This is a genomic window from Streptomyces sp. A 4/2 (assembly GCF_940670765.1).
Lineage (GTDB): Bacteria > Actinomycetota > Actinomycetes > Streptomycetales > Streptomycetaceae > Streptomyces.
Map to the genome: position 1 here is coordinate 68,869 of NZ_CALNVW010000036.1, position 26,667 is coordinate 95,535.

The 26,667-nt window shown below is 66.8% G+C and carries 29 protein-coding genes and 2 pseudogenes; 16 read left to right on the forward strand and 15 right to left on the reverse strand.

The annotated features are described in order from the left end of the window. Positions 1 to 33: 33 nt before the first annotated feature. From NBY69_RS26725 to NBY69_RS26735, 3 genes are all read right to left on the reverse strand, one after another. Positions 34 to 1,389: an FtsK/SpoIIIE domain-containing protein gene (locus NBY69_RS26725; protein WP_250304180.1), complete on the reverse strand. Its 1,356-nt coding sequence runs from the start codon at positions 1,387 to 1,389 to the stop codon at positions 34 to 36. Positions 1,390 to 1,391: 2 nt separating this feature from the next. Continuing rightward, on the reverse strand, positions 1,392 to 1,745 hold the full coding sequence (locus tag NBY69_RS26730) for a hypothetical protein (RefSeq protein WP_250304182.1): 354 nt from the start codon (positions 1,743 to 1,745) through the stop codon (positions 1,392 to 1,394). A gap of 139 nt (positions 1,746 to 1,884) precedes the next feature. Beyond that, positions 1,885 to 2,664, reverse strand: coding sequence for a GntR family transcriptional regulator (locus NBY69_RS26735; protein WP_250304183.1), 780 nt, complete (start codon positions 2,662 to 2,664; stop codon positions 1,885 to 1,887). Between the two features lie 18 nt (positions 2,665 to 2,682). On the opposite strand from NBY69_RS26735, the gene NBY69_RS26740 reads away from it, so the two are divergent. From NBY69_RS26740 to NBY69_RS26760, 5 genes are all read left to right on the forward strand, one after another. Then, positions 2,683 to 3,150 carry an NUDIX hydrolase gene (locus NBY69_RS26740; RefSeq protein ID WP_250304184.1) on the forward strand — a complete coding sequence of 156 codons (468 nt, stop codon included), beginning with the start codon at positions 2,683 to 2,685 and terminating at the stop codon, positions 3,148 to 3,150. A gap of 23 nt (positions 3,151 to 3,173) precedes the next feature. Further along, positions 3,174 to 3,383: an e9imm peptide gene (locus tag NBY69_RS26745; protein ID WP_250304186.1), complete on the forward strand. Its 210-nt coding sequence runs from the start codon at positions 3,174 to 3,176 to the stop codon at positions 3,381 to 3,383. A 300-nt stretch (positions 3,384 to 3,683) separates the two neighbouring features. Further along, entirely contained in the window at positions 3,684 to 5,246 is a 1,563-nt protein-coding gene (locus NBY69_RS26750) for an RNA-directed DNA polymerase (protein WP_250304188.1), read from the forward strand. A gap of 102 nt (positions 5,247 to 5,348) precedes the next feature. Continuing rightward, positions 5,349 to 6,059 (forward strand): hypothetical protein, encoded by a 711-nt coding sequence (locus NBY69_RS26755; protein WP_250304190.1) that lies wholly within the window; start codon positions 5,349 to 5,351, stop codon positions 6,057 to 6,059. 369 nt (positions 6,060 to 6,428) lie between these two features. Continuing rightward, on the forward strand, positions 6,429 to 7,043 hold the full coding sequence (locus tag NBY69_RS26760; protein ID WP_250304192.1) for a hypothetical protein: 615 nt from the start codon (positions 6,429 to 6,431) through the stop codon (positions 7,041 to 7,043). A 309-nt stretch (positions 7,044 to 7,352) separates the two neighbouring features. On the opposite strand, the gene NBY69_RS26765 is transcribed toward NBY69_RS26760, so the two are convergent. Together NBY69_RS26765 and NBY69_RS26770 are read right to left on the reverse strand one after the other, a co-directional pair. Further along, positions 7,353 to 7,694 carry a hypothetical protein gene (locus NBY69_RS26765; protein WP_250304193.1) on the reverse strand — a complete coding sequence of 114 codons (342 nt, stop codon included), beginning with the start codon at positions 7,692 to 7,694 and terminating at the stop codon, positions 7,353 to 7,355. Further along, a complete protein-coding gene (locus tag NBY69_RS26770; protein ID WP_250304195.1) occupies positions 7,691 to 8,419 on the reverse strand; it encodes a GntR family transcriptional regulator in 729 nt (242 codons plus the stop codon). Before NBY69_RS26770 ends, NBY69_RS26765 begins: the two co-directional genes overlap by 4 nt. A 483-nt stretch (positions 8,420 to 8,902) precedes the next feature. Between NBY69_RS26770 and NBY69_RS26780 the strand changes: the two genes are divergently transcribed. Then, a complete protein-coding gene (locus tag NBY69_RS26780; protein ID WP_250304199.1) occupies positions 8,903 to 9,061 on the forward strand; it encodes a hypothetical protein in 159 nt (52 codons plus the stop codon). An 87-nt stretch (positions 9,062 to 9,148) separates the two neighbouring features. On the opposite strand, the gene NBY69_RS26785 is transcribed toward NBY69_RS26780, so the two are convergent. Further along, a complete protein-coding gene (locus tag NBY69_RS26785) occupies positions 9,149 to 9,427 on the reverse strand; it encodes a hypothetical protein (RefSeq protein ID WP_250304201.1) in 279 nt (92 codons plus the stop codon). A gap of 77 nt (positions 9,428 to 9,504) precedes the next feature. On the opposite strand from NBY69_RS26785, the gene NBY69_RS26790 reads away from it, so the two are divergent. Further along, positions 9,505 to 10,263: a GntR family transcriptional regulator gene (locus NBY69_RS26790; RefSeq protein ID WP_250304203.1), complete on the forward strand. Its 759-nt coding sequence runs from the start codon at positions 9,505 to 9,507 to the stop codon at positions 10,261 to 10,263. Between the two features lie 118 nt (positions 10,264 to 10,381). After that, a complete protein-coding gene (locus NBY69_RS26795) occupies positions 10,382 to 10,894 on the forward strand; it encodes a hypothetical protein (RefSeq protein WP_244318163.1) in 513 nt (170 codons plus the stop codon). 208 nt (positions 10,895 to 11,102) lie between these two features. Here NBY69_RS26795 and NBY69_RS26800 read toward each other — a convergent pair whose 3' ends face one another. After that, positions 11,103 to 11,693 carry a hypothetical protein gene (locus tag NBY69_RS26800; protein ID WP_250304205.1) on the reverse strand — a complete coding sequence of 197 codons (591 nt, stop codon included), beginning with the start codon at positions 11,691 to 11,693 and terminating at the stop codon, positions 11,103 to 11,105. Positions 11,694 to 11,888: 195 nt separating this feature from the next. Here NBY69_RS26800 and NBY69_RS26805 point away from each other — a divergent pair, with 195 nt between their 5' ends. Beyond that, positions 11,889 to 12,110 (forward strand): hypothetical protein, encoded by a 222-nt coding sequence (locus NBY69_RS26805; protein ID WP_250304206.1) that lies wholly within the window; start codon positions 11,889 to 11,891, stop codon positions 12,108 to 12,110. Positions 12,111 to 12,439: 329 nt separating this feature from the next. On the opposite strand, the gene NBY69_RS26810 is transcribed toward NBY69_RS26805, so the two are convergent. The 4 genes from NBY69_RS26810 to NBY69_RS26825 form a co-directional block, all read right to left on the reverse strand. Then, entirely contained in the window at positions 12,440 to 13,084 is a 645-nt protein-coding gene (locus tag NBY69_RS26810; RefSeq protein ID WP_250304208.1) for a DUF6308 family protein, read from the reverse strand. Beyond that, on the reverse strand, positions 13,081 to 14,136 hold the full coding sequence (locus tag NBY69_RS26815) for a hypothetical protein (RefSeq protein ID WP_250304210.1): 1,056 nt from the start codon (positions 14,134 to 14,136) through the stop codon (positions 13,081 to 13,083). Before NBY69_RS26815 ends, NBY69_RS26810 begins: the two co-directional genes overlap by 4 nt. A 478-nt stretch (positions 14,137 to 14,614) precedes the next feature. Further along, positions 14,615 to 15,772 carry a permease gene (locus NBY69_RS26820; RefSeq protein WP_250304212.1) on the reverse strand — a complete coding sequence of 386 codons (1,158 nt, stop codon included), beginning with the start codon at positions 15,770 to 15,772 and terminating at the stop codon, positions 14,615 to 14,617. Between the two features lie 62 nt (positions 15,773 to 15,834). Beyond that, positions 15,835 to 15,981 (reverse strand): hypothetical protein, encoded by a 147-nt coding sequence (locus NBY69_RS26825; RefSeq protein WP_250304214.1) that lies wholly within the window; start codon positions 15,979 to 15,981, stop codon positions 15,835 to 15,837. 113 nt (positions 15,982 to 16,094) lie between these two features. Here NBY69_RS26825 and NBY69_RS26830 point away from each other — a divergent pair, with 113 nt between their 5' ends. After that, on the forward strand, positions 16,095 to 16,574 hold the full coding sequence (locus NBY69_RS26830; RefSeq protein WP_250304215.1) for a cytidine deaminase: 480 nt from the start codon (positions 16,095 to 16,097) through the stop codon (positions 16,572 to 16,574). Between the two features lie 3 nt (positions 16,575 to 16,577). Here the strand turns inward: NBY69_RS26830 and NBY69_RS26835 are convergent, their stop codons facing one another. Then, positions 16,578 to 17,654, reverse strand: coding sequence for a HoxN/HupN/NixA family nickel/cobalt transporter (locus NBY69_RS26835; RefSeq protein ID WP_374211345.1), 1,077 nt, complete (start codon positions 17,652 to 17,654; stop codon positions 16,578 to 16,580). Between the two features lie 207 nt (positions 17,655 to 17,861). Beyond that, the gene (locus tag NBY69_RS26840; protein WP_250304218.1) at positions 17,862 to 18,938 is read right to left on the reverse strand and encodes a PP2C family protein-serine/threonine phosphatase; all 1,077 of its coding nucleotides are present in this window, start codon (positions 18,936 to 18,938) and stop codon (positions 17,862 to 17,864) included. A gap of 417 nt (positions 18,939 to 19,355) precedes the next feature. Between NBY69_RS26840 and NBY69_RS26845 the strand changes: the two genes are divergently transcribed. The 3 genes from NBY69_RS26845 to NBY69_RS26855 all read left to right on the forward strand — a co-directional run bounded on the left by NBY69_RS26845 (position 19,356) and on the right by NBY69_RS26855 (position 23,152). Then, a complete protein-coding gene (locus tag NBY69_RS26845) occupies positions 19,356 to 21,275 on the forward strand; it encodes an NAD(P)-binding protein (protein ID WP_250304253.1) in 1,920 nt (639 codons plus the stop codon). Positions 21,276 to 21,454: 179 nt separating this feature from the next. Then, the gene (locus tag NBY69_RS26850; RefSeq protein WP_250304220.1) at positions 21,455 to 22,807 is read left to right on the forward strand and encodes a DUF1254 domain-containing protein; all 1,353 of its coding nucleotides are present in this window, start codon (positions 21,455 to 21,457) and stop codon (positions 22,805 to 22,807) included. Positions 22,808 to 22,930: 123 nt separating this feature from the next. Beyond that, positions 22,931 to 23,152, forward strand: a complete 222-nt coding sequence (locus NBY69_RS26855; RefSeq protein ID WP_250304222.1) for a DUF2277 domain-containing protein — start codon at positions 22,931 to 22,933, stop codon at positions 23,150 to 23,152. 95 nt (positions 23,153 to 23,247) lie between these two features. Here the strand turns inward: NBY69_RS26855 and NBY69_RS26860 are convergent, their stop codons facing one another. Continuing rightward, positions 23,248 to 23,874 carry a DedA family protein gene (locus tag NBY69_RS26860; RefSeq protein ID WP_250304224.1) on the reverse strand — a complete coding sequence of 209 codons (627 nt, stop codon included), beginning with the start codon at positions 23,872 to 23,874 and terminating at the stop codon, positions 23,248 to 23,250. A gap of 271 nt (positions 23,875 to 24,145) precedes the next feature. Between NBY69_RS26860 and NBY69_RS26865 the strand changes: the two genes are divergently transcribed. Further along, positions 24,146 to 24,685, forward strand: a complete 540-nt coding sequence (locus tag NBY69_RS26865) for a superoxide dismutase family protein (RefSeq protein WP_250304227.1) — start codon at positions 24,146 to 24,148, stop codon at positions 24,683 to 24,685. A 69-nt stretch (positions 24,686 to 24,754) separates the two neighbouring features. Here NBY69_RS26865 and NBY69_RS26870 read toward each other — a convergent pair whose 3' ends face one another. After that, the gene (locus tag NBY69_RS26870; protein ID WP_250304228.1) at positions 24,755 to 25,396 is read right to left on the reverse strand and encodes an HNH endonuclease family protein; all 642 of its coding nucleotides are present in this window, start codon (positions 25,394 to 25,396) and stop codon (positions 24,755 to 24,757) included. 176 nt (positions 25,397 to 25,572) lie between these two features. Here NBY69_RS26870 and NBY69_RS26875 point away from each other — a divergent pair. Both NBY69_RS26875 and NBY69_RS37545 read left to right on the forward strand, forming a co-directional pair. Further along, positions 25,573 to 26,157, forward strand: a pseudogene (locus NBY69_RS26875) (ABC transporter permease); the annotation flags it as partial. Between the two features lie 161 nt (positions 26,158 to 26,318). Further along, positions 26,319 to 26,462 (forward strand): annotated as a pseudogene (locus tag NBY69_RS37545) (ABC transporter permease); the annotation flags it as partial. Positions 26,463 to 26,667: the final 205 nt, after the last annotated feature.

Below are 26,667 nucleotides of genomic sequence, written 5' to 3' on the forward strand. Positions count from 1 at the left end.
ATGCGGTCGCGCCGACCGGGGGTGCGGGAGGACTCAGGCCGTGGCGGGGGTGGCCTTGGCGAGCGGCTCGGAGGCCGGGGCCAGGGAACCGACCATGGGGCGGAAGGCCGCGAGGACGGGGAGGGCCGGGGTGCGGTCGGCGTACCGGTTGCAGATGTTCACGGCCTGGCGCAGCGAGGTGTGCGGGGCGCGGATGCGGGCCCAGCCGCCGGAGGAGTCGCCGGTGACGGCGATGCCGGGTGTCTCGGTGGGAATCTGGATTGCGGCCAGGACGGCGTCCGGAGCGATGTCGCCGAAGGCCATGTTGGCGGAGGACTCGTCATTGACGCGGTGGGCGGTGCGGCCGGTGAGCTGGGCGCGGAGCATCGTGATGCCCTTGCCGAGTTCGGATCCGAAGCGCTGCCCGCAGATCTCCAGGTAGATCCCGGCAGCACGGCCGAGCTGGGCGAGGCGGACCAGTGCGGTGATGATCCGGTCGCGACGCTTCTCCTCGTCCTTGGACGCGAACAGGGCGAGTTCGGCGACCTCGTCCACCAAGACCACGACCGGCACCGGACGCAGGTGTTCGGGCAGGTCCCAGATGTCAGCGGCTATTTCCGCATCTGGCACGTTCACCGTGATCCGCTGTTCAGCCCGGATCAGTTGGTAGACGTTCTTCATGTGCGTGACGAGAGCTTCGAGGAGCTCCAGGGCGGTGTCAGGGTTGTCGGCAAGGGCGCTGAACCTGCGTGCTAGCGGGAAGAGTTCGACCCCCTGCTTGCAGTCGATTCCGACCAGTGCGACGTCCATGGGTGCGAGGCCGGCCACCAGGTTGCGCTGGTAGACAGACTTCCCTGACTCGGTGGCGCCGAGGGTGAGCCCGTGCGGAACGGCGCGGTAGTCGCGGTAGTGGACTGCCCCGTCCTCGCGCAGGGCGACCGGTACCCGCATCGGTGCAGGGTCGGTCTTGGCGGGCATCTGCACCCGCTTGAGCACGTCGTATCCGGTCATCCGTACTTCGACGAGGCCGGAGCGCAGTTCGCGTGAGGTCACGCCGTACATGCCGAAGGAGTGGCGCAGCCGGTCCGAGGCGGCGGAGACGTCGAACGCGTCCTGTCCGGGGCGGAGCTTGAGGCGTAGCACCAGGCCGGTGCGTGTGGGGTGGACGCGCAGGATGCGCGGGGCGCGGGATTCCGGCATGGGGCGGTTCGCGATCCGGGCGAGGGCCAGACGCCAGCGGGAGGGCGGGACGGTCAGTCCGCACGCGTCCATCACGGAGACGTAGCGGGCCAAGACCCGCAGAGCGGCTAAGACAGCGCCGAAGGCCAGCCAGTACCAGGCGGGGCGCCGCCACCGCAGGATCACTGCGGTAGCGACAACCAGCACCAGGGCGACCGTGAAGCCGGTCATGCTCAGGCCGCCTTCGACTGCGACGCAGCGGCGGCGAGCGAGGTGACAGCGACCGCGCGGAACGCGATCCCGTGCTTCTTCTGTCCGTTGAACTCGTTCTCCCACGCCGAGGCGACCAGCCCCGTCAGCGCAACCGGGGTGCCCATGGCCAGATCCTCGGAGACGCCCGGCTGGGGAACCGTGAGCTTGAGGATCTCCACCTCCTCCGGCGTGGAGAACATGACCTCCACCGTCATCAGCGTCACGCCGTCCTTGTCCAGCGCGATCTCACCGGTACGGCGGTCCTTGACCTTCGGCTGAGGGGCCTTGGCAACCATCACGGTCGCGTTCGTGGTGTCGACGGGAATCTGACGCACAGCAGATCACTCCTCTGTAGGTGCTGAACTCCATCACTCATGTATATGAGTGACATGAAGAAGAGTGCATCACTCTTGTACATGAGTCAACCCGCTACGAAGAGGAAATCGCAGCGGGCTGAGGTGAGTTGAGCGGACGTCAGTCGGTGGCGGGGATCCGGTAGCTGAAGACGAACTGGTCAGCGGCCATGAGGGTGTCGCAGACCTCGACCACACGACCCTCTTCGGTCACGGCATCGCGGATGAGGTGAATGACCGGGGCGCCGGGGCTCAGCGCGAGTTCGGAGGACTCCGCCTTCGAGGCCGGCCGCGCCTGGAGGGTCTCGATGAACTCCGCGAAGACATGGCCGTCGTCTTCAAGCCGGGCGTAGATCCCACCGGGGCCGGGGTTCTCGGAGAACAGCTCCGGGATGTCCTTCACAACGTCCCACGGCAGGTAGGACGTTGCCGTCTCGACCGGAGTGCCGTTGCGGAAGTAGAGGCGGCGGCGTGCCAGCACCTTGGCTCCTATGTCCACACCGAGACGTTCCGCGATGTCGGCGGGTGCATCGGCGGGGCCGATGAACAGCACGCTCACCTTGGCGGTCGCGCCGGCCTGCTCCGACTCCGCGAGGTAGGCGGCTTTGCCACCCTTGCGATGCGAGCGCCGGAACCGATCGGAAGACCGATGACGCACCGGGGGCCGGGCCTTTACCAAGGACCCCTTGCCGTGCCGGGTCTCCACCAGGCCGCTCGCACGGACCTCCACCATGGCCTTACGGATCGTCCCACCGGAGACGCCGTAGCGGTCCACCAGCTCTGACTCACTCGGCACCATGTCGCCGGGCTTGAGGACACCAGCCCGGATCTGCTGAACGATCTCCTCGGCGATCTGAACGTACCGAGGTACGGCCCTGTCACCTCCTACTGCTGTTCCCATCGACCTACTCACTCTCCTATGCTCCTGTACATGAGTAACAGCGCCCAGGAAGCTCCGTCAACGCCGAAGCACAGTGTGTCCGTGGCGGGGGCTGTCGTGCGCGAGGACGGCCGACTCCTGGCGATCCGCCGCGCGGACAACGGGACATGGGAGCTGCCGGGCGGCGTGCTGGAATTGGAGGAGTCCCCGGAGCAGGGCGTGAGTCGCGAGGTCTTGGAAGAGACCGGCATTCACGTCGAGGTCGACGAGCTCACGGGCGTCTACAAGAACACGACCAGGGGCATCGTCGCCATGGTCTTCCGGTGCAAGCCCTCCGGGGGCACCGAGCGCACATCAACCGAATCAACCGCGGTCGACTGGCTCACCCCGGAACAGATCACCGAGCGCATGTCCGAGGTCTACGCAATCCGCCTACTCGATGCCCTGGACGGGGCCGGCCCGCACGTGCGGAGCCATGACGGCAGTCGACTGAACCAGACACAGTGACGGTTCCAGGCCCTCACGAGAGGATGAGCCGTGACGAAGCGCTACTCCTCGTTCAGCGCCTCCTGGACTGCGACACTGCCAGCGAAGCCGAAGGCGACGAGATCCTGGACGCCCTGTGCCGCGGACTCGCATGCCCTCACCTCGGCGACTACATCTACTGGGACTTCGAGCCCGACCTAAGCGCCGCCAAGGTCGTCGATCGAGCGTTGGCCTACAAGCCGATCGCGCTCTGACCCAAGCAGCGCGGTAAGAGTTTCTCTACTTCATCAAGTCCCGCGCACGGCGCGGGCGCGCGCCGCCTCAGCGGCGCGGCCTGCCTCTGTCTCCGCCCCGGCTGGCCGCGCCCGGCGGCGCGCTACGTGCTGCGGGCCGTAGGTGGGGATACCCGCTGTGGCTGGGGCGGTCGGCTCCACGGCTTTAGCCACCTCCCCGGTTCGGGTCCCGCGTCGAGCAAGACCAGGGGGCCACTCGTTCAAACTCCGGGCAGGATCACAGCCTGCCCGAGTTGCCGGCCAGCGTACGGCCCCCTGATCATGCTCGACCCCAAACCGGGCAGGACACCGGCCAAACCCGCTCCACCGACCTTCATGCTGCGCGTAGTCTGTGAGGTTATGAGGGGGAGCCAGCTACGCAGCAGTTTCTTGGATCGCGCTGCCGATCGTCTATGGGCCGTTGAAGGAAGACTTGATCTTCCCGATGTGATTAATTTCCGTGACTTGAAGCCGTTCTGGAAAGAATATCGATCCGAAGTGCTGGATCATCTTGCCAACGTCCACTACACCCCAAACCATATTGAGCTTGTTGAGCATCCCAAGAACTACATAAATACGCGCCCGCTCGCAAGGCTCTCTGTTCAAGACCGCCTCATATATGAGGCATTGGCGTTTGAAGCCGCAGAGTCCATAGATCCACTTTTGTCGGAATCGGTATTTAATCATCGATCCCGACGCCTATCAGTACATTCTGTCGCAGACTGGAAGGCGATGCGCAAAAGGGCGCGCGGATTCCTAAATGATGACAAGAGTATGTTGATGGCAAAGACTGATATTGCTTCTTTCTATGAGCATATTGAAATCGACGTTCTTGCGATGGACCTGGCGGCAGTTGGCGTCGATAATGCAGTCATAATGCAGCTCCAGAGTTTTCTCGAAGGATTCGAGCGGCAGTGTCACACATGGGGCCTCCCGCAAGGATCTGCCGCTTCGGGGATATTGGCCAATGCCTACCTCCTTCCGATAGACAATTTCATTCAGCAGTTTGATATAAAGTTCATCCGCTACTCAGATGACATGTACCTGTTTGATTCAGATGAGGAAAAGCTGCGTTCGATTCTGCAGCAAGTCAATCGAGCATTCAGGGCAAGACGACTGAACATGTCGGCGCCAAAGACTGGGATACTTGCGCGCAATGACGCCGAGGAGTATCTAGATGACATGCGAAAGGACTTGATTATCTACTTCCTTGGACTAGGTAAGCCCTGGGCGGTAAAGGACCTGCGAGACCTATTCATTTCTGCCATTAATGAAACGCCCGCGAATGAAAGGGATATCAAATTCTCACTGCCCACGCTGGGTATCAGGAAGGATGATTCCGCATTTTCGTGGGCTGTCGAAAGCATTAAGACTTGGCATCACCTATCTGCCCGCATCCTCAGGTACCTGGAGAAACTTCCCCACAAGCGTAAAGATCTGCAGGTCATGCTGGAGGAGGTACTCGATCGGGTGCCGATCGTTGATTACCCCTTTCTGGAGCGCAATGTATTTGAGACGGCGATTCGGTGCGGGATCGGCTCAGAGGTAATACGGAGCAGAGCCTGGACGGCAGTTCGTGATCGCAACAGGAGTAGCTATCCTCGGGAATTCGCAGCAAGGTACATAGGGAGACTCGGGACTCCAAATGATGGGCAGCTTCTTAAAATGGAGTACGAAGGAGAGTCTCATATTGACGTACGGCGAGCTCTCCTGGTGGCCATGTATGAGGCTGATTACATACCTCCTGGTCTACTCAGAAATCTTGAGAACTCATCCACGATGCTTAAGTGGACCGCTAAATACTTGCTCACGGCACCCGACGAAGTCCCTATTCCTAAATTTTAGGAATCCACGATCAAAGAGGATTCGGCAATGGCGAGATTTTCTCTCTACTTCACCCTTTTCCTAACTTCTTTGGCCCTCTCGTTCACGGCCCACGATTCGACTGTGGGTGATCTGGCCAGTGGTGCCGTTATAACTCTCGTTATTCCTGTGGCTGACGCTTTGATTGCAAATCGCACTAACGTGCGCCACCTATGGTATTCCGTTCGTTTTGCATCGCGGGACGTGCGGATATCTGCGGCTTACCTCTTCAGGGTTAAAATCGACGACAAGTATCTACTGATTCAAGGGCGTCGTTTTCCGCAACTCCAACCTGTGGGCGGAGTGTATAAAATTTCAACCTCCGGTAGGTCATTCCTTTCAAGCATCGATGCACAAGATGATTCATTGATACCTTTCGATAGCCAAAGCAGCAATGACCTAAGAATACGCATAAAAGGATCGCGGATTCCTAAATTTTACGCGTGGTTTGATTCGCGTTCCGGGCGTGAAGATTCTCCATGGCGTGAATTCCACGAGGAGCTCGTCAGTACAGGGATACTGCCTGCTGACGCATTCCATTTCACTTTCCAGGATTACGTCAAACGAGAGGTCGACCGAATCAGGTACAGCGAGCACGCTCAATCGTGGGAAATTTTGATTGCAGATGTCTACGAGCTGCTACCCAGCCCCGATCAAGAATCGGCGCTGAGGCGGCTCGCAATGACGGATACGCCAAACGTGGCCTGGGTCACCGAAGAGGCAATCCGGCGTCGTGGAGTACTGCCAAATGGGACAGTTTTGAACATTGCCCAGCATGCCCGTCGCATCGTGTGACAGCCTCTTCTTATGTGATGTCGGGCCGATTTCTATTCCCCTCTCCCCGGAAGATGCATGGTGCGGATGTCATTCGTAGACCCGCATTGAGCGAGGTCTCAGTGTTCGGCCCTCTCTGCCAGCCTTGGGCGCAGACATCCCGCCCCCGCCGCGCTGCTTTTCCAAATACCCCGTTGGCATCGGTGAACTGTCACAGAAAGGACGCAGTCCGGGGTGATCGAGGGTGCAGAAGCCGCCTCTTGAGCGATCGGAAGCGGGTAACGTCTGTATGAATCCGGGTAGCTGATGGGGGCAAATAGAATGGTGAGTTGGTCTGAAGCGCTTCCGTATGTGTCTCAGGCGGCGACACTCGCTGTCGCAGCAGCCGCAGTGGCCTTCACCCATAAGTCTAGTAGAGACACGGGTGCACGCGAACTATCGACGAGGATGTGGGAGAAGCGGACCGACACCTATACCGAGATTCTGCGAGCTCTACGCGACCTGGACCCCACGAGGAGACCATCACCTGAAGGATTTGTGGAGAGAGAGCATGCGGACGGTCAACCTTCGGACGGAATAGAACTCCTCGCGCGCGACCTAGATTCAGAAGAATGGCAGGAATTTACAGCACGTGTGGACTCCTTCGCATCCGAGGAAACCAGATACCTGTTTAGCTTGTGGTTAGCTTCACTCGCTGGCTGGAGCTGGTTGACTATGAAGTGCCTCATCCATCATGGAGCAGATGGCGAGAAGTATACTGAATCCACTGCCGAGTTGGATCAGTGTTACGCCGGCACGTGGGAGGTATCGAAGGAGCTGACGGCGCAGGTGCGTGCAGAGCTCGCCTTCAAGAAACGCTCCGTCAGGCGGGTTGTTGTAACCGCTCCTGAAGGATTTCTCGGTGCCGTAACGGACGTTAAGTTCGTCAAGGGTAGACAAAAGAACCTTGAGCCCCTTAGCGCTGCGCGTCTGGTTTCGGTAAAGCACGGCTCTCCGTCGGAGTGACGTGAGGCGGCGTGAGCGTCACCAGCAAGGCCCGGACTTTCTCGGGGGGCATCGGTTTCAGCGAGTTTGATGATCTCTACCTAAAGGCCCCCGGGAGATGGGTCCTCGTAGTCTCCTCTGCTGGTGGAGAGATTTGTCGTTAGCACGCGATGCCCGTGACTCGCTGCTACGCGGAGCGCCGATCCCTCTATCGCTCGTGGCACCGTTCGTGAAGGGCTCATGCGGACGGTCGGTGGGCGGAGGGATTGACCCAGCAGAGAAGCCCCAGAACGAGTCTGGGGCTTCTCTAATACTGGATGCGCGCTACTGCTAGCCGAATGCTGCCGCCGGGAGATGTGGGCCTTCGCCTCCTTGACGGGAGGGAATCGGTGTCGATAAGCGGTGGCCGCGGCTTGTTGCCACGCGAAGCACCTCGTGGAGGGCTTCAGCTAGGGCCGTCGCCAGGTGGCGCAGTTCTTGCGGCTCGGCGTCCTTGTCTCCGAGTGTTTCGGTTGCGCGTTCCAGGAGGTCGGTTGCCGTGCCGAGTTGTGCCGCTTCGATGTTGTCTGCCACGCGAGACAGATGACCGCTGTTGTCGTCGGTGCTCAGGTAGCAGGGCTTTCCCTCGGGGCTCAACCACGGGAGGAGCCGGAGTTCGTTGTGGGGCGTCATCCTTCTGTCCTCCTGTCTCCGCTTGTCGTGTGGTGCGTGAAGAGCGCGTCGGCGCGATCGCCGGGAAGCAGCAGGCGCGCTGCCTCGACGACGCGTCCGGTTGTGTCGGTCGCCACGCGGATGACCGCCAGTACGGGCAAGGCTGAGCTGATGCGCAGAGTTGCCGCTTCTCTCGGTGTTGGGAAGCGTGCGCTGATCCGCTCCTTTACCTCGGCCAGCGGCGGGTGCAGTTCCGACAACCTTGCCCACACCCCCTTGCGTAGGGCCGACTCGCCTGGACCATCGGCCGGCGCCAAGTCGCGGGGGACGTAGATCCTGGCCAGGCTGTGCGGTGCCTTCTCCGCGTAGCTGATGCAGAGGAATTCGGTCAGTGGGCTGCTTGCTGACACCCTCAGAAGAGCGGTCAGATCCCCTCGCGCCGGGAGATGCGTCGTGCGGACCGTCATGCGGAGAGCCGCATTGGCCGCGGTCTGGGCGTCGGTCGTGCGGCCGCCGCCGACGTACGTGATTCTTCGGATGGGATGGCGGACGAAGCCTCTGCCGTGAACCTTCTCGACGAGCCCTTCGCCCTGGAGTACGGCGAGGGCGTTCCGCAGGGTCGGGGTGCTGACCGCATAGCGTGCGGCGAGTTGTGCCTCAGAAGGGAGACGCTCGCCGGCCTTGATGCGGCCGGTTGAGATCTGCGTCCGGAGGTCGTCGGCGATGACATGGCGGCGTGAAGCCACGGGATGAATCACCTCCGCCTCAGGATCCGAAGGGCCACGAATCGACTCTGGGCGTGCATGGTCAGTAGCTCTCCCGACTCGAAACGAAGCCGTTTTGCCGCACCCGAGAGTTGGAGGAGGTCGGCCACACGGCACGGCTGACCTCCGATCTGGATCACATCGCCTCGCTGCACGCTGGTCGCGGTGATCTCGACGGTTGCGGCAAGTGCGCCACTGGGCGTCCATCTGCTCACTGGGGCGCCTCTCCTGAAGTGGAAGGGTGGCAGGGGCAGTCGCAGGCTTCGTAGACCACGGGGATGCCGACCGGTGCCACGGCGGGGGAGGAATGCGCGCACTGGCGGTGCGTGCCAATGAGGCACGAGCTCGACCTGTAGGGCGTGGTTTTCGCGTTCGTCACACCTGGCCGCTTATGAGTTGGCATCAGTTCGTCCCCCTCGGTGCGACCCGGGCCCCCGCGAGCGGTGTGTGAGTTACGGGTGTTGGTTGCTGCTTCGCGCCTTCGCAGCGGGTCAGCACGTACGGGCGCACGAGCTGGCTGTCCTCGTCAGCGAGGACGTCCATTCGGTGCCGAAGCTGCCCCATGTGCAGCGTGGGGGCGTCGGCGGGGTCGAGCGGGACGGTCCGTGGGCCGAGCACGGTTAAGGCGCGGCGGTGCCGGCCTCTCGGGAAGTACCGCTCACTGGTGCGTGAGACGGCACCCCGGATACGGTTGAACACGCTGATCAGCTCCTAACGCTGATGGCCAGGTCCCCGGACATCGCCCGTCGCGGGGACCTCTTTGTGTACGGCGGCCCATAAGACGAGGCCGTCCGCGTCGCTTGCGATGAGGCCGAATCGATCGGCCGTCGCCACTGCATCCAGGACCTCCCGCCATGAGTCGGCGGGGAAGTAGTCCGGCACCTCCGCTCTGATTGATGTGCGGTACGCGTGCTGCACCACGTGCGTGGTCAGTCCGGCGGCGGACAACCGGGCGGCGATGTCCTCGGCGCTCAGTTCAGAAGCGGGCACAGGTATCTCCGTCGCCGTGCGATCACGTTACGTGAAGCTAGTTAACTAGATTAGAGCTAGTGGACTAGATTTTCCATATGCCTGAGCAGCCGCCTTATCTCCGCATCGCGGACGTTCTCCGACGACGGATCGCGGAGCGCGAGTGGATGCCGGGGGGCCGGCTGCCCTCGCGTGCCCAGATCGGCCAGGAGTGCGGCGTCGGCGAGAACGTCGTTCGTCGCGCGCAGGAGCTGCTGATCTCGCAGGGAGTCCTGGAAGGCCGTGCGGGGTCCGGCACCTATGTCGCGGAGCCCCGTCGGCGCGTCCGGGTGGTGCGTTCCTCGGCCCGCGAGCAGCGTGACGATTCCCCGTTCCGGGCAGACATGCAGGCTGTGGGCAGACGCGGAGACTGGGAGAGCCGGACCGAGGCCAAAGTCCCGGCGCCGACCGAGATCGCGGCGCGGCTCGGTTTCGGCGAAGGCGATCTGTGCGTCCGGACCGTGTACGAGTTCCTGGCTGACGGGAAGCCGGTGCAACTGTCGACGAGCTGGGAGCCGTACGACCTCACCGCCGGCACGCTCGTCGTCCTTCCCGAGGGAGGGCCGCACGCCGGGGCAGGCGTCGTGAACCGTATGGCTGCGATCGGCATCACGGTCAGCCATGCCGTCGAACAGCCTGAACCGCGGCAGGCGACTTCGGAGGAGGCGTCCCTCCTCGGTATTCAGAAGGCCGCTCTTGTCACCCACATCAGGCGGACGTACTACAGCGACCAGGGGCGGCCGGTAGAGACGGCTGACATCGTCGTGCCTGCTGCCTTGTGCGAGATCGTTTACGAGATCCCGGTCGATCGGCACTAGCTTTTGGAGGGGTGCCAACTTGGCTGTGTGCCTCAGTTGACGTTCGAACGCTGAGCGGGCTTCAAGGTCCGAGCGGAACGGGGGATGGCTGCGAGCTGTTCGAGGGAGGGCGGAGACCGTGACGGCGAGCAGTGAGCGGGAGCGCTGGGAGTGGATGCCCGAGGTCGGTGCGGGGCCCTTGCGGTTCGGGATGAGTCCGACCGACGTCGCAGTCGCGCTCCAGGTCGTCGCCCCGCAGGAAAAGGTTGGCGGACCGTACGGGCAGGAGAACTTCGCCGACGGGGTGAAGGTCTTTTACGACGAGGGCAGGCTGGCGTGCGTGTCCTTGGACGCGGTCGTGGGCCCTCAGGCCTTCCTCGCAGGTTGGGCGCTGGCCGGCCGTGATCCCGAGCAGGCGCACCAGTTCCTCCTGGACCATGCTGAAGAGCATGGAAACTGCTTGCTCTACACGTCCGACGAGTCCCTTGCCTTGACTGATCTCGGGTTGCTTCTACGGGCCCAGCGGGTCGGCGACGTGCTCTTGTCGCGACCGCTCTTCATGATCGAGGAGTGGTTCGACTCGGAGTACTACCGTGACCGTCTCCCGCTCGAAGGCGCACCGGTCGTGCACGCACGGGGCGAGCCCTCGTAAGGCGACTCATGCTGGATCCGATGGGACACCTCCGGCAATCCTGGGCCGTCTGTGGGCCGTGCGACGTCGCCCGAGGCCGACAATCAGCGACCGACAGTGACAGCCCACCTACCGAGGTCCAGCCCAGAACCCGCAGCTCAGGCCCACCCAGCGATACGGGTTTCCATCCAGGGGTGGCGGTCAGGCAAGATGGGGTGTTTCTTGCTGGCTAGGCACCAGGAGGCAGGGGCTCGTGGCGGTGCCAGATGAGGTAGCGGTCCTCTCGGCGCAGCTCGGCCGAGCCCCATTCGATGCGCATCACGCCTTGGCTCATGGAGCACGCATAGGCGACCAGGACGAGGCGCACGTCCTCTGGTAGGAGGCTGAGGTCAGGGTGCGCCTCCGCTTCATCGGACTCATCGAAATCCAAGTCGAAGGCCTGCTGCATCGGTTCTGGGCCGTGTCGGCGAATCAGATCTGCGCGGAAGCCGGTAGCGCGGCGTAGGCGCGCGGCCGTGACGGGGACATCCTTCTTCGCGTAGCAATACGGATAGATCAGGTGGCCACGAATGATCATCAGCGTCCGGCTCTGTAGGCGCACCGGCACGGCATCAGAGAGTGAGGCCAGGCTGACAGCCAGTTCCTCGTACTGGGCAGCGTAGAGCCCGTGTCCATAGGCCTCCAAGGTCTGGGTGTGCACACCCTCGTGACCACTGCGGGCCCTGGCATGTGCCCGGACCAAGCTGGCTGGGATCAGGTCAGCCAACTGGCCGGCCGTGTCTCCGAAGGTCTTCCGCGCCCACGGTGTCACTGTCCGCATGACCTCTCGCTCCTCCCCCTTGTAGCACTCAGCGCCGAGCGACGTTCAGCGAAACCGTGCTGTGAAGGAGAGGGCACCGCAAGAGGGCATCCGGCGCATAGAGGGGCGCACGGCTCTCCGCAGAGATTGGCGACAGCAAGTGAGCAGATGCCCAGCAGGAGACCGGCTGTCAGACCTCAGTGGGAGGGTGCCGTCATGCAGAACGTGCTCTTTGACCTGCCGGACGAGGCTCCGGAACACGCCGTGATCGCTCGCTTCCAGTTGGGCGGCGACGAGTTCGGTGAACCTGACCAGAGGTCGCTGGTCTTTGAAGCCGAGCGGTCCATCGGTGCCGCGGTCGCAGCCGCTGGTGTTGGTGAGGTCGACGGCAATGAGTGGTCGGCGATCGCCTGGTCGCGACCGTTCACTGGGTGCTGATGGATCAACGCGGCCCACACCGACGAGTGCCCCATCCGCTACACGTCGTGGCTCCGCCGGTCGCGGCGAGGGTGTTCCCAGTGTGGCGCGGATCGGGGAAGTAGATGTCTCCGAGGCCAGCGGGTTTGAGAGCCTGGAGTCATTGGTGGCGGAAGTTGTTCCTGCGCAGCAGGCCGCCGCGTGCTCCCGTGAAGACCAGCCCGTCACGGCCCGTCCTGGCGTAGACAGCGAGATGAGTGACCAGGCTCGCCGCCAGCGAGGCAGGGAAGGCGAGTGCGCAAACCGGCCGCGCTCTTGGGTGCCTTGACCAGAATGCCGTCAGGCCGTGTCTAAAGGTGCTCGTTCCTTCCATGGAACCATGCAGCCGTGTCGAGGATCCTCAATATGCCGATGTCCTCACCGATGCCTGCGAGACCGCGGACGTCTTCGAGGTGGGCTACCAGTATGCCGTGGTCAGCGCGAAGCGAGTGGCGCACGTCAGACCAAAAGCTCAAGTCTGTTGATGGGCGTTCGAAGACCTTCTTGATCACCGAGTCATAGACAGGTAGCAAGCGAGGGCGTTTACGAGCAAGCAGTTTACCAGCGCTGATTGAGCCTATGCCGTCGATATCGCGCAGACTCTGCCACAAGTTCCACGCCGGACTGTCCTTGGCGACGTGCCGCTCCTCCGCGGCGGCGAGCTCAAGGTCCACGGGAATCTGTGAGAGTAGACAACTGTAAGGATTGCAACCCGATGGCTCTAGCACACGGAGGACTGCTCGCACTGGCACGTCAACGCTCAACGTCGCAACGGCAATGAAGTCCGCCGGCGTGAAGTGGTTCGCCACCTCCGGCTGGTCTCCGCCCCCTGTCAAACGCTCGAACCGGGCACCGGTATAGGCAGGCGCACCGTTGGGGAGGAGCGCCCAATAACGACGAAGCAAGCCAGCAACGTATCGCCGATTCCACAGGACCGCCGGGATCTTCAGCGTCATCGGGCCTCCCGGCGCTGGGCTGCTGCATTGGTACGCGGCCGCACCGCTCTCATGCTCAACAGTGTCACCAAGGCGGTGGCGGTTGTCAGCGCGGCCTCGGCCGCCTCCTGGGAGACGGGGACCTCCCGCGGACCGCCTGCGTGCCGGTCACTGTGCCCTTCCCACAGGTCCGTGAGCATGGCGACCACCCCGCCGGTGTTGCCCGGCTTTCCGGACTTGTTCGTGAGCACGTATTCGTACTTAGCATCCGCGTTCCGGAGGTGATCGCGGACCTTGCCGAGCGTGGGCAGTTGGTCGCGCGGCAGGAGCATCGGACAAGCGACAGCCTCAACCGCGCGGATCACGTCAACGTATGCACCGCTTGGGTCGGTGTGCACCGCCATCAGCTTGTCGCGCGCCCGCTCCAGGTACTGCCGAGCCGAAAGGTAACCGCTGCTCTCGGCGGCATTGGCTGCCACGTTCAGCGCCTCGCTGAGGCCCGCCTCCATCCGCCGCTGGAGGCCGCGCTGATTTGGTGTTACCTCGTATACCGACCGTGACTCAACCAGCAGGCGGTCCAGCGGCTCGACGATTCGCTTGGTCCGTCTGACACTGCCGCTGAACCAGGTAACAAACGGCGGCTTCTCCGGGGCGGGCAGTTCTGTGCACAGCAAGCAGAGCAAGTCGTCAACCACGTCCCACAGGACTTCCCGCTCCGTTCCCCAGGCTAGGAAGAGCACGTATGGGTCAGGAGGCAGCGGCACAACTGGCCCCCGGCTGGCACGAGTGCTCTCCGTCCTCGTTACCTGCTCCGCCTCCCAGCGCGCATCGAGCCGTGCCTGCTCCCTTTCGCACTTTCGCAGCTCGCGTTCGTATCTGTCCCAGTCCGCCTGCGGCAGGACGAGATCCAACCGCACCATCGCATGATGCGCTTCGTCGGGTTTCAGCGCCGCAGTCTCCTGGATCCAAGAGCGGAGCGCAGGTTCGAGAGAAGGTGGCATGCCCTCCACGAGCGCAGGCACAGGAGCCGTGCCCATGCGAACGGACAGGCGGTGACGGCTGGTTGATCTCATGTGCCGACGATAGCGTCCTGAAGGTACACACCACCTTCTCAATTTCCACACGCATGGCCCTGAATGCGAAGTGGGCCACAGGTCGAGTAAGAGAACACAGTTGGGGCGATTCCCTGGTAAGGGACGGACGCCTCGCATCATCGGGTGCTGTTCGAGGACCGGCGCCAGGTGACGTCCTGCAGGTAGGTGCGGCTGCTCGCGGTCAGTGAGGGAGCCGGCGGACGTGTGCCAGATACGTGCCAGATCGAGCAGTCAAGCACGGTCACTGGAGGATCGCCGCGGCGTCCGCAGCCTGTGACAGCCCTCGCAGCGCGCAGAGAGGGCTGAGCTGCGATGACGTATCAGCTGCGGGTGCCAGGCTTACAAAGCAGATGTCGGCGGTTCGAAACCGTCCGCGCCCACCAGCGAAGTCGGTGAAAGCCCCGTTCCCTGCCGGGTCAGGCGAGGAACGGGGCTTCTTCGTACGTGTTCGTACGCGCTACCCCCGGCCCCCGTCCACCGCACCCTCCGGGCCGCCGCCCATCATGCGCAGCATGTCCCGGCCGCCGGTGCGCAGGAAGCGGGTGAGCAGGGCTGCGGCCAGGAGCAGGAACGCGATGTTGAGCCAGGTCGTGTAGTCCCAGGAGGCGCCCTGTTCGGGGATGTGCGCACTGGTCCGGCTGGGGATGATCCCCAGGCCGCCGAAGACCGCCTCGGTCACGTACCCGGCGATGACCATCGCTCCGTAGAAGACGCCGAGGACGACGGCGGCCGTGCGGGCTCCGTAGTACTTCCGGTAGATGTTCAGGATCGGGAGGATCAACAGGTCCGCGTAGAGGAAGGCGATCACCCCGCCGAAGCTGATGCCGCCCTTCCACAGCACCACGGCCAGCGGCACATTGCCCACCGAGCAGACGAACGAGACGATCGCCACGAGCGGGCCGATGAGCGGTCCGATCAGTGTGGCGGCGAGCGGGTGTCCGTCCAGGAAGAAGGCTTGCCAGAAGGAGTCCGGCACCCAGGCCGCGATCGCGCCCGCGATGAACAGGCCGGTCACCAGGTCACGCAGGATCGCCGCCCACTCCATGACGAAGACGTGCGCGACCGAGGTGAGCCCGGCCGGGGAGAACAGCCGGTGGGCGAAGGACCCTTCGCCCTGAATGGACATGTCCATTGCCGCGTGGCCCTCCATGGACCCGGCGACGCCCTTCTCCGCCTGTTCGCGGGCCTCCTTCAGCAGTCGCTCGCGCATGAAGAGGCGGAACAGCACCGCCATCACCACGATCATGACGGGGCCGCCCAGGAACTCGGCCGCGGTGAACTGCCACCCCATCAACAGGGCCAGGATGATGCCGAGTTCGACGACCAGATTCGTCGAAGCGATCTCGAAGGCCATGGCGGCGGTGAAGTTCGCGCCCTTCCGGAACAGGGAGCGGGCCAGGGCCACGGCCGCGTACGAGCAGGAGGACGAGGCCACGCCCAGGCCCGCGGCCAGCGCGAGGGTACGGGGGCGGTCGTCGCCCAGCAGCCGTACGACCGTCTGCCTGCGCACCACTGCCTGTACGACGGCCGACAGGGCGAAGCCCAGGATCAGGGCCCAGGCGATCTCCCAGGTCATGGAGCCGACGATGGACAGTGCGTGGAGAAGGGCGTGCACGGGCTCTCCTGTTCCGTACGGGCTTGGGGGATGGGGGGCAACTCCGAGCCTCGCGCGAGCCGTCAGGCCTCACCGGGTGGGTACGCTGCGATGCTGCCCACGCCCGAGGTGAACCAGCGCCCCCGTTCGGCCGGTTGCCGGTCGGGCTGCTCGCGGGCGGACGGATTCCGATCAGCCCGTTCCTGCTCGTTCTGCGCATCGGTGTCCATGCACGCGAGACTCGTACAGCCCGGCCCCGTCCCGGCCGCCCGACGCGCCGGAGCCGGTCCGTGAACCGTGCGGGGTATCCGGGCACGCTCAGCGTGCTCGTAGGATGCGGCCCATGCGTGTGCCGAGCCGGGAGCTGACTCCCAAGGACCTTGAACTCATCGAATTCGCCCGGCGGATCGTCGACGCGAACACCGACGCGCCCACCGAGGACGACGACGGCGCGCACACCATGGGCGCCGCGGTGCGGGGCGCCGACGGCAGGATGTACGGCGGGATCAACGTCTACCACTTCACCGGTGGCCCCTGTGCGGAGCTCGTCGCACTCGGGCACGCCCGCGCCTCGGGGGCGAGGGAGCTGTCCACGATCGTCGCCGTGGGCAACTGCGGGCGTGGTCCGGTCGGGCCGTGCGGCAAGGACCGGCAGGTGCTGCTCGACTACCACCCGGGCATCCGGGTCATCCTCCCCGGGCCCGAGGGCATCAGGAGCGTCCGGATCGAGGACCTGATGCCGCTCGCCTCCGTGTGGCGCGCCGACGCGGGTACGCAGCCGTTCGACCCGGCGGTCTTCGAGGACCCCGAGAGGAGCGGGTAACCGCTACTCGCCTCTCTCCCGGCCCGCCGGGCTCAGCCCCGCCGTCCACTTCTCCTCGATGTGGCCGAATTTCCACACCGCCATGGCGACGAGCCAGGTCACGAAGAACAGTCCGACGATCACGAAGCCGACGATGTTCAGATCCAGTCCGCCGACCCAGTCCCAGAAGAAGCCGTGCAGGCCCAGCTGCTGGGTGAGCAGGCCCAGCAGTTCCACCGTGCCGATGAGGAAGGCCACGGCGACCGACAGGCCGGTGATCGTGAGGTTGTAGTAGACCTTGCGGACCGGCTTCGAGAACGCCCAGCCGTACGCGAAGTTCATGAACGAACCGTCGATGGTGTCCAGCAGGCACATCCCGGCGGCGAACAGCACCGGCAGGCAGAGGATCGCGTACCAGGGCAGGCCGGACGCGGCGCCCGAGCCCGCCAGTACGAGCAGTGCGATCTCGGTGGCCGTGTCGAAGCCGAGGCCGAAGAGCAGGCCCAGCGGGTACATCTGCCAGGGCTTGGTGATCGACTTCATGAGCCGGCCGAGCAGCCGGTTCATCAGACCCCGGTTGTTCAGGTGCTCCTCCAGGGCCGCCTCGTCGAAGTCGCCCGAGCGCATCTTCCGGAAGACCTTCCAGATCCCCACGAGGATGAGGATGTTGATCCCGGCGATGAGGTAGAGGAAGACACCCGAGACGGTCGTGCCGATCAGGCCGGTGACGTGGTGGAGCTGGGAGTTGTCGTCGCGTACCGGGCCCGCGAGCGCCTTGATGCCCAGCGACAGCAGGAGGGCCAGGGCGAACACGATGCTGGAGTGGCCGAGGGAGAACCAGAAGCCCACCGACAGCGGGCGCTGCCTCTCGTTCATCAGCTTGCGGGTGGTGTTGTCGATCGCCGCGATGTGGTCGGCGTCGAAGGCGTGCCGCATGCCCAGGGTGTACGCCGTCACGCCGATGCCGATGCCGAACGACTTCGTACCGATGCTGTAGTGCTCGGGGGCCACGATCCACACCAGGGTGAGCCACCCGATCACGTGCAGCGCCACGATGAAGGCACCCATCCCGCCCAGCCGGATCCACTCCTGTCGCGTCATGGACATCCGCAGACGCTGTCGGCGGGAGGAGGCCACGGGCGGGGCGGTGGAGGTGGCTGTGGGGGACACGGGCACTGCCTTCCGCGGTCGGGATGAACCTACGACCAGCTAATTGCATACCTGTCGCAACTGCAACCAAAGGGCAGTAAAGCCAGGTCAGGGGTGCCGTGCCGTGCCGGTGTTGGTGCCGGTGCCTCAAGGGCGAGGTCACCCCGCCTGCGTGCCGACGGCTTCCCGGTACCGGAGCAGCAGCATCGCGGCGTCGTCCTGCAGCGGACCCGCGGTGTGCTCCACCAGGTCCTTGCGGAGATTCTCCAGCGCGCTCTCCGGATCGGCGTCCTTCAGGAACCGGTGCCGGTCCCCGAGCGGATAGAAGGTCCCGTCGTGGTCCCGCGCCTCGGTCACGCCGTCCGTGTACAGCAGGAGTTGGTCACCGGGGCCGAAGGCCACCTGGAAGGGCCGTGGCCCCTCGGTGGCGTGGACGCCCAGGCCGAGGGGCAGCGCGTACTCCGCGGGCTCCGGGAAGTGCGCCGAGCCGTCCGCCCGTACGAGGAGGGGCGGCGGGTGGCCGTAGTTGAGGAACACCGCGCCGCCCTCGGGGCTGATCTCGGCGATCAGCGCCGTCACGAACTTCTCACCCTGGAGCGCCCGGTCCACCGAGCGCTCCACCCGTGCCCCGACCCCGGCCAGATCGGGCTCGTCGTGCGCGGCCTCCCGGAAGGCCCCCAGCACCACGGCCGCCGTCTCCACCGCCTCCAGGCCCTTGCCCTGCACGTCGCCGACTATCACCCGGACCCCGCCGGGGGCGGCGACCACCTCGTACAGATCGCCGCCGATGTGCGCCTCGGCGACGGCCGATGTGTACGAGACGGCGGCGCGCAGATGGCCCGCGGTGTGCGGTACGGGGCGCAGCAGCACCCGCTGGGCGACCTCGGCGATGGAGCGCACGCTGGCCAGTTCCGCCTCGCGCCGCTGGCGCATGACCGCCGCCGCGACGCCCGCGACCGTCACGCCGACCACCGATGCCATCGCGGTGTATCCGCGCCTGGCGTGGAACGCCCCGTCGTGCCACGCGAGCGCGTAGCAGAGCACGAGCGCCAGCAGCCCGATGGCGGCGGTGCGGCGCCAGCCGCCGATCAGCCCCGCGAAGGCCGGGCCGAGCGAGATGAGCGGCAGGAAACCGACCCACGACCCCGCCGACATGTCCACCCCGGCGACCACTGCCATCACGGCGAACGGCAGGACGGACAGCGAGGCGTATGCGGGGCTCTTCTCCTCTGGCATGTGCGCTCTCCGGTGGTGTGACGGGTGGGAGGGGTGGTTCGGCCTCCGAAGCTGTGAGATGCGTTGACGTGCCGTTCCGTTGCGTATGACTCCGTTTGTTCGGCGGGGTGTTCGGCCAGGTGTGCGGATGTGCGGCTGTCCGTGACGGCGTCGGTGACCGCCCTGTGACTGTGCCTCCGGCCGGCCCGGTCCGGGTCGCTCCAGATTGTTTAGACTATGCAAAGGTTTCCCTTGCGAAGCACCTGGGTCGGCGCGCCGTTATGGAATCGAGGCCGGGTGTGCGAGCGGGTCCACGGCAGCCGGGGGGAAGCGCCACGCCCGTGAACCCGCTCATGAAACCGAACACCCCGTAGGGCAGTCTCTGTTTCTGTGTACTCACTCCCGAACCAGAGCCAACCCGGCGCCGCCGAAGGGCACATGGTCGTCTGCGGTGACGACGGCCTCGCCCACCGGCTCGCCGCCGAGCTGCGCGGTGTCTACCGGGAGCAGGTGACCCTGGTCGTCCCGCCGGCCGGGGCGGCGGGGGTTCCCGCACGTACCCAGCTCAGCCCGGTCGGCCGGGCCTCCGCGCTCTTCGGGCGGATGTCCGCCGTCGTGGCCAGGCCGCCCGCCGGGGACCGGGACGCGGTGGCCGACCGGCTCCTCGAAGCACCGGACCTGGACGACGAGGTGCTGCTCCGCGCGGGGGTGGACCAGGCGTCCGCCCTGGCGCTCGTCCACCAGGACGACGAGGCGAACATCCGGGCCGCGCTCGCCGCCCGCCGCCTCAACCCCCGGCTGCGGCTGGTGATCCGGCTCTACAACCGCAAACTCGGCCAGTACCTGGAGGAGTTGCTCGACCAGGCCGCGGCCGTCAGCGCGCCGGAACTGGACCAGGACGCCGTCGACGCGTCCACGACCGTTCTCTCGGACGCCGACACCGCGGCCCCTTCGCTCGCCGCGACCGCGGTGGCCGGGACCAGCAAGATCGTCCGGGCCGACGGGCTGCTGCTGCGCGCCGTCGAACGCATGCCGACCGGACCGGGCGAGGCCGCCGATCCAGGGCTGTGCACCCTGGCGCTGCTCTCCGCGACCGCCAGCGACCCGGCCGGCGCGGACGGTTCGGACAGCAGCGGCGACGCGGGACCCCAACTGCTGCCCGACGAGGCGTCCGTCCGGGCCGCGGCCGGCCGCGGCACCGTCGTACTCGAAGCCGTCTCCAACACCGGACCCGCCCTGTCACCGGGGCGGCTGGCGGGCCGGGGCGCACCGCTCGGCCAGGTGTTCTCGCGCCGGCTGCGCTGGTCCCTCCTCGGTGTCCTCGTCTCGGTGCTCGGCCTGGCCGTCGCCTCCTCGGTGACGACGGGCGACAGCCCCCTGCACGCCGTGTACCTGACGCTCCTCGACCTCTTCGCCATCGGCGACCCCGCGATCGGCGAACCGACGAGCCGCCAGGTGATCCAGCTGCTGTCCGGGCTGACCGGGCTGTTGCTGCTGCCGGTGCTGATCGCCGCCGTGCTGGAAGGGCTCGGTACGTTCCGCACCGCGGCCACCCTGCGCCGCCCGCCCCGCGGACTGTCCGGGCACGTCGTCCTGCTCGGCCTGGGCAAGATCGGCTCACGTGTCCTGGCGGGGCTGCGGGAGCTGGACATCCCGGTCGTGTGCGTGGAAGCGGACCCGGAGGCGCGCGGTATCGCCCTCGCCCGGCGGCTGCGGGTGCCGATCGTGATCGGGGACGTCACCACCGAGGGGGTGCTGGAGTCCGCCAAGATCGGGCGGGCCCGCGCCCTGCTGGCGCTCACCAGCGCGGACATCACCAACCTGGAGGCGGCGCTGTACGCCCGTACGGTGCAACCCGGCCTCCAGGTGGCGATGCGGCTGTTCGACGACGAATTCGCCTCCGCCGTCTACCGGACCCTGCGCGCCGCCCATCCGCGGGCCGTCACCCGCAGCCGCAGCGTCTCCTCGCTCGCGGCGCCCGCCTTCGCCGCGGCGATGATGGGCCGGCAGATCCTGGGCGCCATGCCGGTGGAGCGCCGGGTGCTGCTCTTCGCCGCCGTGGACGTCGCGGGCCATCCGCTGCTGGAGGGCCGCACCCTCGAAGAGGTCTTCCGCCCCGGCGCCTGGCGGATCCTCGCCCTGGACCTCACGGCCCCGGCCGACCGCCGCGCCGACCTGTCCGTACCGCGTTCCCCGGACGACGGGGCACACCGTGCCGAACTGGTCTGGAACCTGCCGCAGAGCTACGTCCTGCGCGCCGAGGACCGGGTGGTCATCGCGGGCACCCGCCAAGGGCTCGCGGACCTGCTGGGCAGGCGGCAGCCCGCGCGCGACGGGGGTTCCGCGACGGGCCGCTGACCGGCGCCGGTGCCGTACCGGGCCCCTGCCCCGCGCCGTACGGGACCCCTGCCCCCGGCCTCACCCCTTCGGCCGCGCCCCCGCTTCACCCGATCGGCCGCGCCCCGGTGGTCGCCCGTACGCCGCCCGGCCAGGCTCGGAACCCCGCGCCCCGGGTGCGCGGCTGAGAGGAGCCCGAAGTGACTGAGCTCTCCGACCTCGCCGCCGAGGCGTACGTCTACGGGTACCCGCTGGTCTTCGACCTGTCGATGGTCTCGACCGCCCTGCACAAGGGGTTCGGTTCGCTGCCGTCCGCGGCCTTCAACGAGTTCGCGCACTCCTCCCGGCTCGCCACCCCGGAAGCGCACTTCGTGTCGGTGAACAACGACACGGTGTACTCGGTCGCACAACTCGACCTCTCCGGCGGCCCGGTGCTGCTGCACGTACCGGACACGCTCGGTGCGTACTACGTCCTCCAGTTCATCGACGCGTGGAGCAACAACTTCGCCTACGTCGGCCGCCGCGCGACCGGAACCGGTGAGGGCAAGTGGCTGATCGTGCCGCCCGGCTGGGCGGGCGAGGTGCCCGACGAGGTGACCGGGGTGATCGACGCGCCGACCAGCGTCGTCACCATCGCCGGGCGCCAGGCCTGCGACGGGCCCGCCGACCTGCCCCGCGTCCACGGGCTCCAGCAGCGGCTGCACCTCAAGGTCCTCGAAGCGGTGATGCACCGCACCGGTCTGCCCGCGATCGACCACGAGGTGCCGCCCACCCTGCAGTTCTTCGAGAAGCTCAGGGTCTGGATGGCGGCCTTCCCGCCGTCCGCCGACGACCGTGCGTACCAGGACCGTTTCCAGCTGCTGGGGGTGCTGGAGGAGGGACCGTCGCCGTACGTCCGGCCCGACCCGGCGCTGGTACGCGGGCTCGCCGAGGGACTGAAGCAGGGCACCGAGTTCGTCGAGCGGGCGAGCCGGCCCGCCGAGGACGGCAGCCGGACGCCGGGGGCGTGGGAGATGAACCCGCATCTCTTCGACTACAACCTCGACTGGTTCGGGGTGGGCACGATCGACTCCCCGGAGTGGCGGATCGCCGACCGCGGGGCGTCGTACCTGACCAGGGCGGTCGCGGCCCGGACCGGGCTGTGGGGCAACCACGGCTACGAAGCGGTCTACGCCCACACCTACGAGGACGCCGAAGGCCAGTGGCTCAACGGCTCCAAGAGCTACACGCTGCGCTTCGCCCAGCTGCCGCCCGTGCGGTCCTTCTGGTCGGTGACCATGTACGACACCCCGCACTTCTACCTCGTCGACAACCCGGCCGAGCGGTACTCGATCGGGGACCGGACACCGGGACTCGTGTACGGCGACGACGGCTCACTGACGGTGTACATCCAGCGGGACCGCCCCACCGACCCGGTCGAGGCCGCCAACTGGCTGCCCGCGCCGGCCGGGGACTTCCGGCCGATGCTCCGGCTGTACACCCCCGAGCAGTCCGTTCTGGACGGGAGTTACGAGATCCCGCGCATCGAGGTCCGGCGGCCCGCCGGAGGGTGACGCGACCGGCTGCGGCCACTCACCCCGGCGGGACCGGCCGGTCCCCGGCACTCGCGGCCCGGTCCCCGGCACTCGCGGCCCGAACGCCTGACACTCGTGGCCCGAACGCGTGACACTTGAGGCATGTGCCGCAGTATCAAGACCCTCCGCCCGCCCGTTCTCCCCGAAGCAGCCACCGAGGAGGAGATCAGGGCAGCCGCGCTCCAGTACGTACGGAAGGTCTCGGGGTTCCGGGCGCCCGCCGCACACAACCGTGAGGTGTTCGACCGGGCCGTGGACGAGATCGCCGGGGCGACGCAGCGGCTGCTCGCGGATCTGGAGGTACGCGGGGCCGCGAAGCCGTGACCGGCGCGGCCGGGCGCCCGTGCGGCGAAGCCGGTCCCGGCTCGGGGCGGGCGCCGGGGGCTCCGGGGTTCTGCAGGGTTCTGCGGGGTGATGTCCTAGGAAGCGGTGACGGGCGTCGCGGGGCGCCGTATGAGCAGCGCCGCCACCGAGCCCGCGCCGAACAGCGCGAGCAGCGACACCGCCGTGCCCAGCCAGCTCGCGCCGAGCCACTGACCGCCGAAGTATCCGAGACCCACGCTGTAACCCGCCCAGGCCACGCCCGCCAGGGCCGACCAGGGCAGGAACTCCTTCGCCCTGCGGTGCGCGGCGCCCGCGCCGAGCGAGACGACCGAGCGGCCCGCGGGCGCGAAACGCGCTATGACGACGAGCAGCCCGCCGCCCCGGGCGAGCGCCGTGCCGAGACGGTCCTGCGCGGCGGTCAGCCGGCGGGAACGGGCGATGGCCCGGTCCAGGCGCTCACCACCGCGCCAGGCCAGCCGGTACGCGACCAGATCACCCAGAACCGAGGCGGCTGCCGCGCAGGCCGTGAGGATCAGCAGGTCCGGGACGTTGTGCGGGACCTGCCCGGCCACGGTGGTGGAGCCCGCCGCCGCGCCGGTGGCCGCGGTGATCACCAGGACTCCGCTGGGCAGTATCGGCACGAAGACATCGAGGACGACGGAGAGCGCGACCACGGCATAGATCCATGGACTGTCGGTCAGTGACCGCACACTCTCGAACACTCGGACTCCCCGGCTCGTCAACAAGGCCGCGGCGTCGCAGGAGAGCAGCAGGTGCGGCAGTACAGCCATACAGCGTACGCGTGGAGTTTCCGCCGGGTTCCCCCGGGGCGGGTGATGTTCGACAGATCACGTTCACTCGTACGGGTTGTCCTCGCGCGGGTTTCGCCGCCGCGCCCCCGGGCCGGGGCCGCACAGCATTCGATGAGCGGGCGGTGCCGCCGATCGGTGCGGCAGTCGCGGAAGCAGTCGGCAGAGCGACAAGGAGCGGACGATGGTGGCAGGCGTACTGGCCGGAGCGGCGGCGCTGGCGATGCTGACGGGCGGGGGCGCCGGGAACGTGCCCGCGGGGACGTACTGGCAGCGGGTCCACGCGCAGTTCGCGCCGCCCTCGGCGTTCATCGCTTCGCCGGCGGTGACGTACGACATGGAGCGGGTGCCCGCCGCGGCCGGGATCGTGGTCGAACAGTCCACGGATGCCTCGGGGACACGGATCACGGCGCGGTTGACGGGGCTGAACCCCCGGCGTGCGTACGGCATGGACGTCCACACCGGGACCTGCGGCAGCACGCCCGGCTCCGCGGGGTCCCGGTACCGGGACGCCGGGAGCCCGGCGGGTCCGGCCGGCCGGATGCCGCTGGACTTCACCACCGACGCGAAGGGCGGTGCGACCGTGACCGCGTGGCGCGGCTGGAACTTCCGTCCCGGCGGGGCCGGTTCGGTCGTGATCCACCCGACGCGGCACGGCGAGGGGGACCGTGCGGCCTGCTTCGCGGTGCCCTTCGGGCCGGTGGCCGGACCGTCCGTGAGGTGACACGGGAGTGCCCGGTCCGGCAGGGCGTTCCACCGGACCGGGCACCGTCCGTCACCGAGGAGGATGGTTTCAGCAGCCGTTCAGGACGCCCTGGAGCGCGGTCTTCTCGGCCGAGTCGACGGTGAGCTTGTAGTAGTGCTTCACCTCCACCCACGCCCGGACGTAGGTGCACTTGTAACTGGCCAGCGGCGGGAGCCACTTGGCCGGGTCCTTGTCGCCCTTGGACTGGTTGACGTTGTCGGTCACGGCGATGAGCTGCGGGCGGGTCAGGTCGTTGGCGAACGCCTGCCGCTGCGCGGTGGTCCAGGCGCTGGCGCCCGAGCGCCAGGCTTCGGCGAGCGGGACCATGTGGTCGATATCCACGTCGGACGACGCCGTCCAGTTGGCGCCGTCGTACTCGGAGTGCCAATTACCGCTGGTGGCCGCGCAACTGGAGCTCTGCACCACATCGGTGCCGTCGCGCTTGAGTACCACTTCGCGGGTGTCGCAGGTGCCGGACTGGATGATCCAGTGCGGGAACTTGGCGCGGCTGTAGCCGTCGGACGAGCCCTCGGCCGCGACGGTGAGGGAGCTGAGATAGGTGCGGGCGGTGGCCGCGGACACCGGAGTGGGCAGGGCCGCCTGGGCGGCGGGGGCGGTGACGAGACCGGCGAGCGTGAGACCTGCGGTCGCGGCGAGAACAGCTATTCGACGCGCGTAGACACCTGACATGTGAACTCCCGTGGGGTGGAGTGGCGTTGGCCGCTCTGGTTGGGACATCGTGGCGGCGCCGGATTGCCGTGGGGTGGGCGCCAGGTAACAGAGTGGCGACATGCGCACGTCACATCAAGAGCTGTGGCGAGGTTTGACGTGTCCACAGATCTTCCGGATGACCGTACGGTTGGCGCGTGTTGCTACCCGTCAACCTCGCGCTGGGAATCACCCTCGGTGCACTCCTGCTGGTCGCGGCCCTGGTGGCCGCCCTCGCCAGGCTCGACCGCGCCCGCGAGATCCTGACCGCGGGGCTCCGGGCGGCGGTTCAACTCGGGGCCGTAGCACTTTTGATCGGCTGGGTCGTCCGATCGGGGCTGTCGTTCGGCTTCGTGGCGCTGATGTACGCGGTGGCGGTACGGACGGCGGGCCGCCGCATCACCCGGAACGGGACCTGGTGGTGGGCGGCCGTGCCGATCGCGGCCGGGGTCTTCCCGGTGGTGGCGGTGCTGCTGCTGACCGGGCTCGTGCCGGTGCGGGGGATCGCGGTCATCCCGATCACCGGGATCCTCATCGGCGGCGCGCTCACCGCGACCGTGCTCGGCGGCCGTCGTGCCCTCGACGAACTGACGGTGCGCGCGGGCGAGGTCGAGGCCGGGATGGCGCTGGGTCTGCTCGACCGCGAGGCCCGGCTGGAGATAGCCAGGCCGGCCGCGTCCGACGCGCTGCTGCCGGGGCTCGACCAGACCAGGACTGTGGGCCTGGTCACTCTCCCAGGTGCTTGAGACCGGCGGGCAATTGGGGGGCGGCGTCGCGGGGTCTGGCACGCACGCTCGCCGCGTTGTCGTCAATCACCATGGCTCCGCCATGCCTCAATCCTCCGCCTTGCGACCGCACGCACCAGACCTCGCTCCTTCACCCACCCCCCAATTGCCCGCCGGTCTTCGTCGGCATGCTGCTGAGCGGATCCTCCCCGCTGCTGGCCGGGGCCGTGCAGCTGTTCGTGCTGGTCGCGCTCTGTGTGGTGCAGGTGGTGTCGGTCGCCCTGGTGCTGGAGCTGGTGGCCCGGGGGCGGCTGCGCCGATGAGCCGGTGCCGTACCCTGTACGGAGCAGAAGGGGAGTAGCTCTTCGCCGGAACGTCGACATACTGCCGAACCTCGGTTCGGCCGGCGCCCGGAGGCGGATCTTCTTGGAGACCCGCCAGCGAGACCTTCGGCCGCAGTGTCCTGTTGACGCTGCCGTGCCGAAGCGACCCCTTGTTCCACGAGTTCAGGTCCTCTCGGCGCGGGCA

Bases quoted from the DNA above. Each gene is read 5' to 3' on its own strand.
- NBY69_RS26725 (WP_250304180.1), bottom strand. From the start codon at position 1,389: ATGACCGGCTTCACGGTCGCCCTGGTGCTGGTTGTCGCTACCGCAGTG.
- NBY69_RS26735 (WP_250304183.1), bottom strand. From the start codon at position 2,664: ATGGGAACAGCAGTAGGAGGTGACAGGGCCGTACCTCGGTACGTTCAG.
- NBY69_RS26740 (WP_250304184.1), top strand. From the start codon at position 2,683: ATGCTCCTGTACATGAGTAACAGCGCCCAGGAAGCTCCGTCAACGCCG.
- NBY69_RS26745 (WP_250304186.1), top strand. From the start codon at position 3,174: ATGAGCCGTGACGAAGCGCTACTCCTCGTTCAGCGCCTCCTGGACTGC.
- NBY69_RS26750 (WP_250304188.1), top strand. From the start codon at position 3,684: ATGCTCGACCCCAAACCGGGCAGGACACCGGCCAAACCCGCTCCACCG.
- NBY69_RS26765 (WP_250304193.1), bottom strand. From the start codon at position 7,694: ATGACGCCCCACAACGAACTCCGGCTCCTCCCGTGGTTGAGCCCCGAG.
- NBY69_RS26790 (WP_250304203.1), top strand. From the start codon at position 9,505: ATGCCTGAGCAGCCGCCTTATCTCCGCATCGCGGACGTTCTCCGACGA.
- NBY69_RS26800 (WP_250304205.1), bottom strand. From the start codon at position 11,693: ATGCGGACAGTGACACCGTGGGCGCGGAAGACCTTCGGAGACACGGCC.
- NBY69_RS26805 (WP_250304206.1), top strand. From the start codon at position 11,889: ATGCAGAACGTGCTCTTTGACCTGCCGGACGAGGCTCCGGAACACGCC.
- NBY69_RS26810 (WP_250304208.1), bottom strand. From the start codon at position 13,084: ATGACGCTGAAGATCCCGGCGGTCCTGTGGAATCGGCGATACGTTGCT.
- NBY69_RS26815 (WP_250304210.1), bottom strand. From the start codon at position 14,136: ATGAGATCAACCAGCCGTCACCGCCTGTCCGTTCGCATGGGCACGGCT.
- NBY69_RS26825 (WP_250304214.1), bottom strand. From the start codon at position 15,981: ATGGACACCGATGCGCAGAACGAGCAGGAACGGGCTGATCGGAATCCG.
- NBY69_RS26830 (WP_250304215.1), top strand. From the start codon at position 16,095: ATGCGTGTGCCGAGCCGGGAGCTGACTCCCAAGGACCTTGAACTCATC.
- NBY69_RS26835 (WP_374211345.1), bottom strand. From the start codon at position 17,654: ATGACGCGACAGGAGTGGATCCGGCTGGGCGGGATGGGTGCCTTCATC.
- NBY69_RS26840 (WP_250304218.1), bottom strand. From the start codon at position 18,938: ATGCCAGAGGAGAAGAGCCCCGCATACGCCTCGCTGTCCGTCCTGCCG.
- NBY69_RS26845 (WP_250304253.1), top strand. From the start codon at position 19,356: ATGGTCGTCTGCGGTGACGACGGCCTCGCCCACCGGCTCGCCGCCGAG.
- NBY69_RS26855 (WP_250304222.1), top strand. From the start codon at position 22,931: ATGTGCCGCAGTATCAAGACCCTCCGCCCGCCCGTTCTCCCCGAAGCA.
- NBY69_RS26865 (WP_250304227.1), top strand. From the start codon at position 24,146: ATGGTGGCAGGCGTACTGGCCGGAGCGGCGGCGCTGGCGATGCTGACG.
- NBY69_RS26870 (WP_250304228.1), bottom strand. From the start codon at position 25,396: ATGTCAGGTGTCTACGCGCGTCGAATAGCTGTTCTCGCCGCGACCGCA.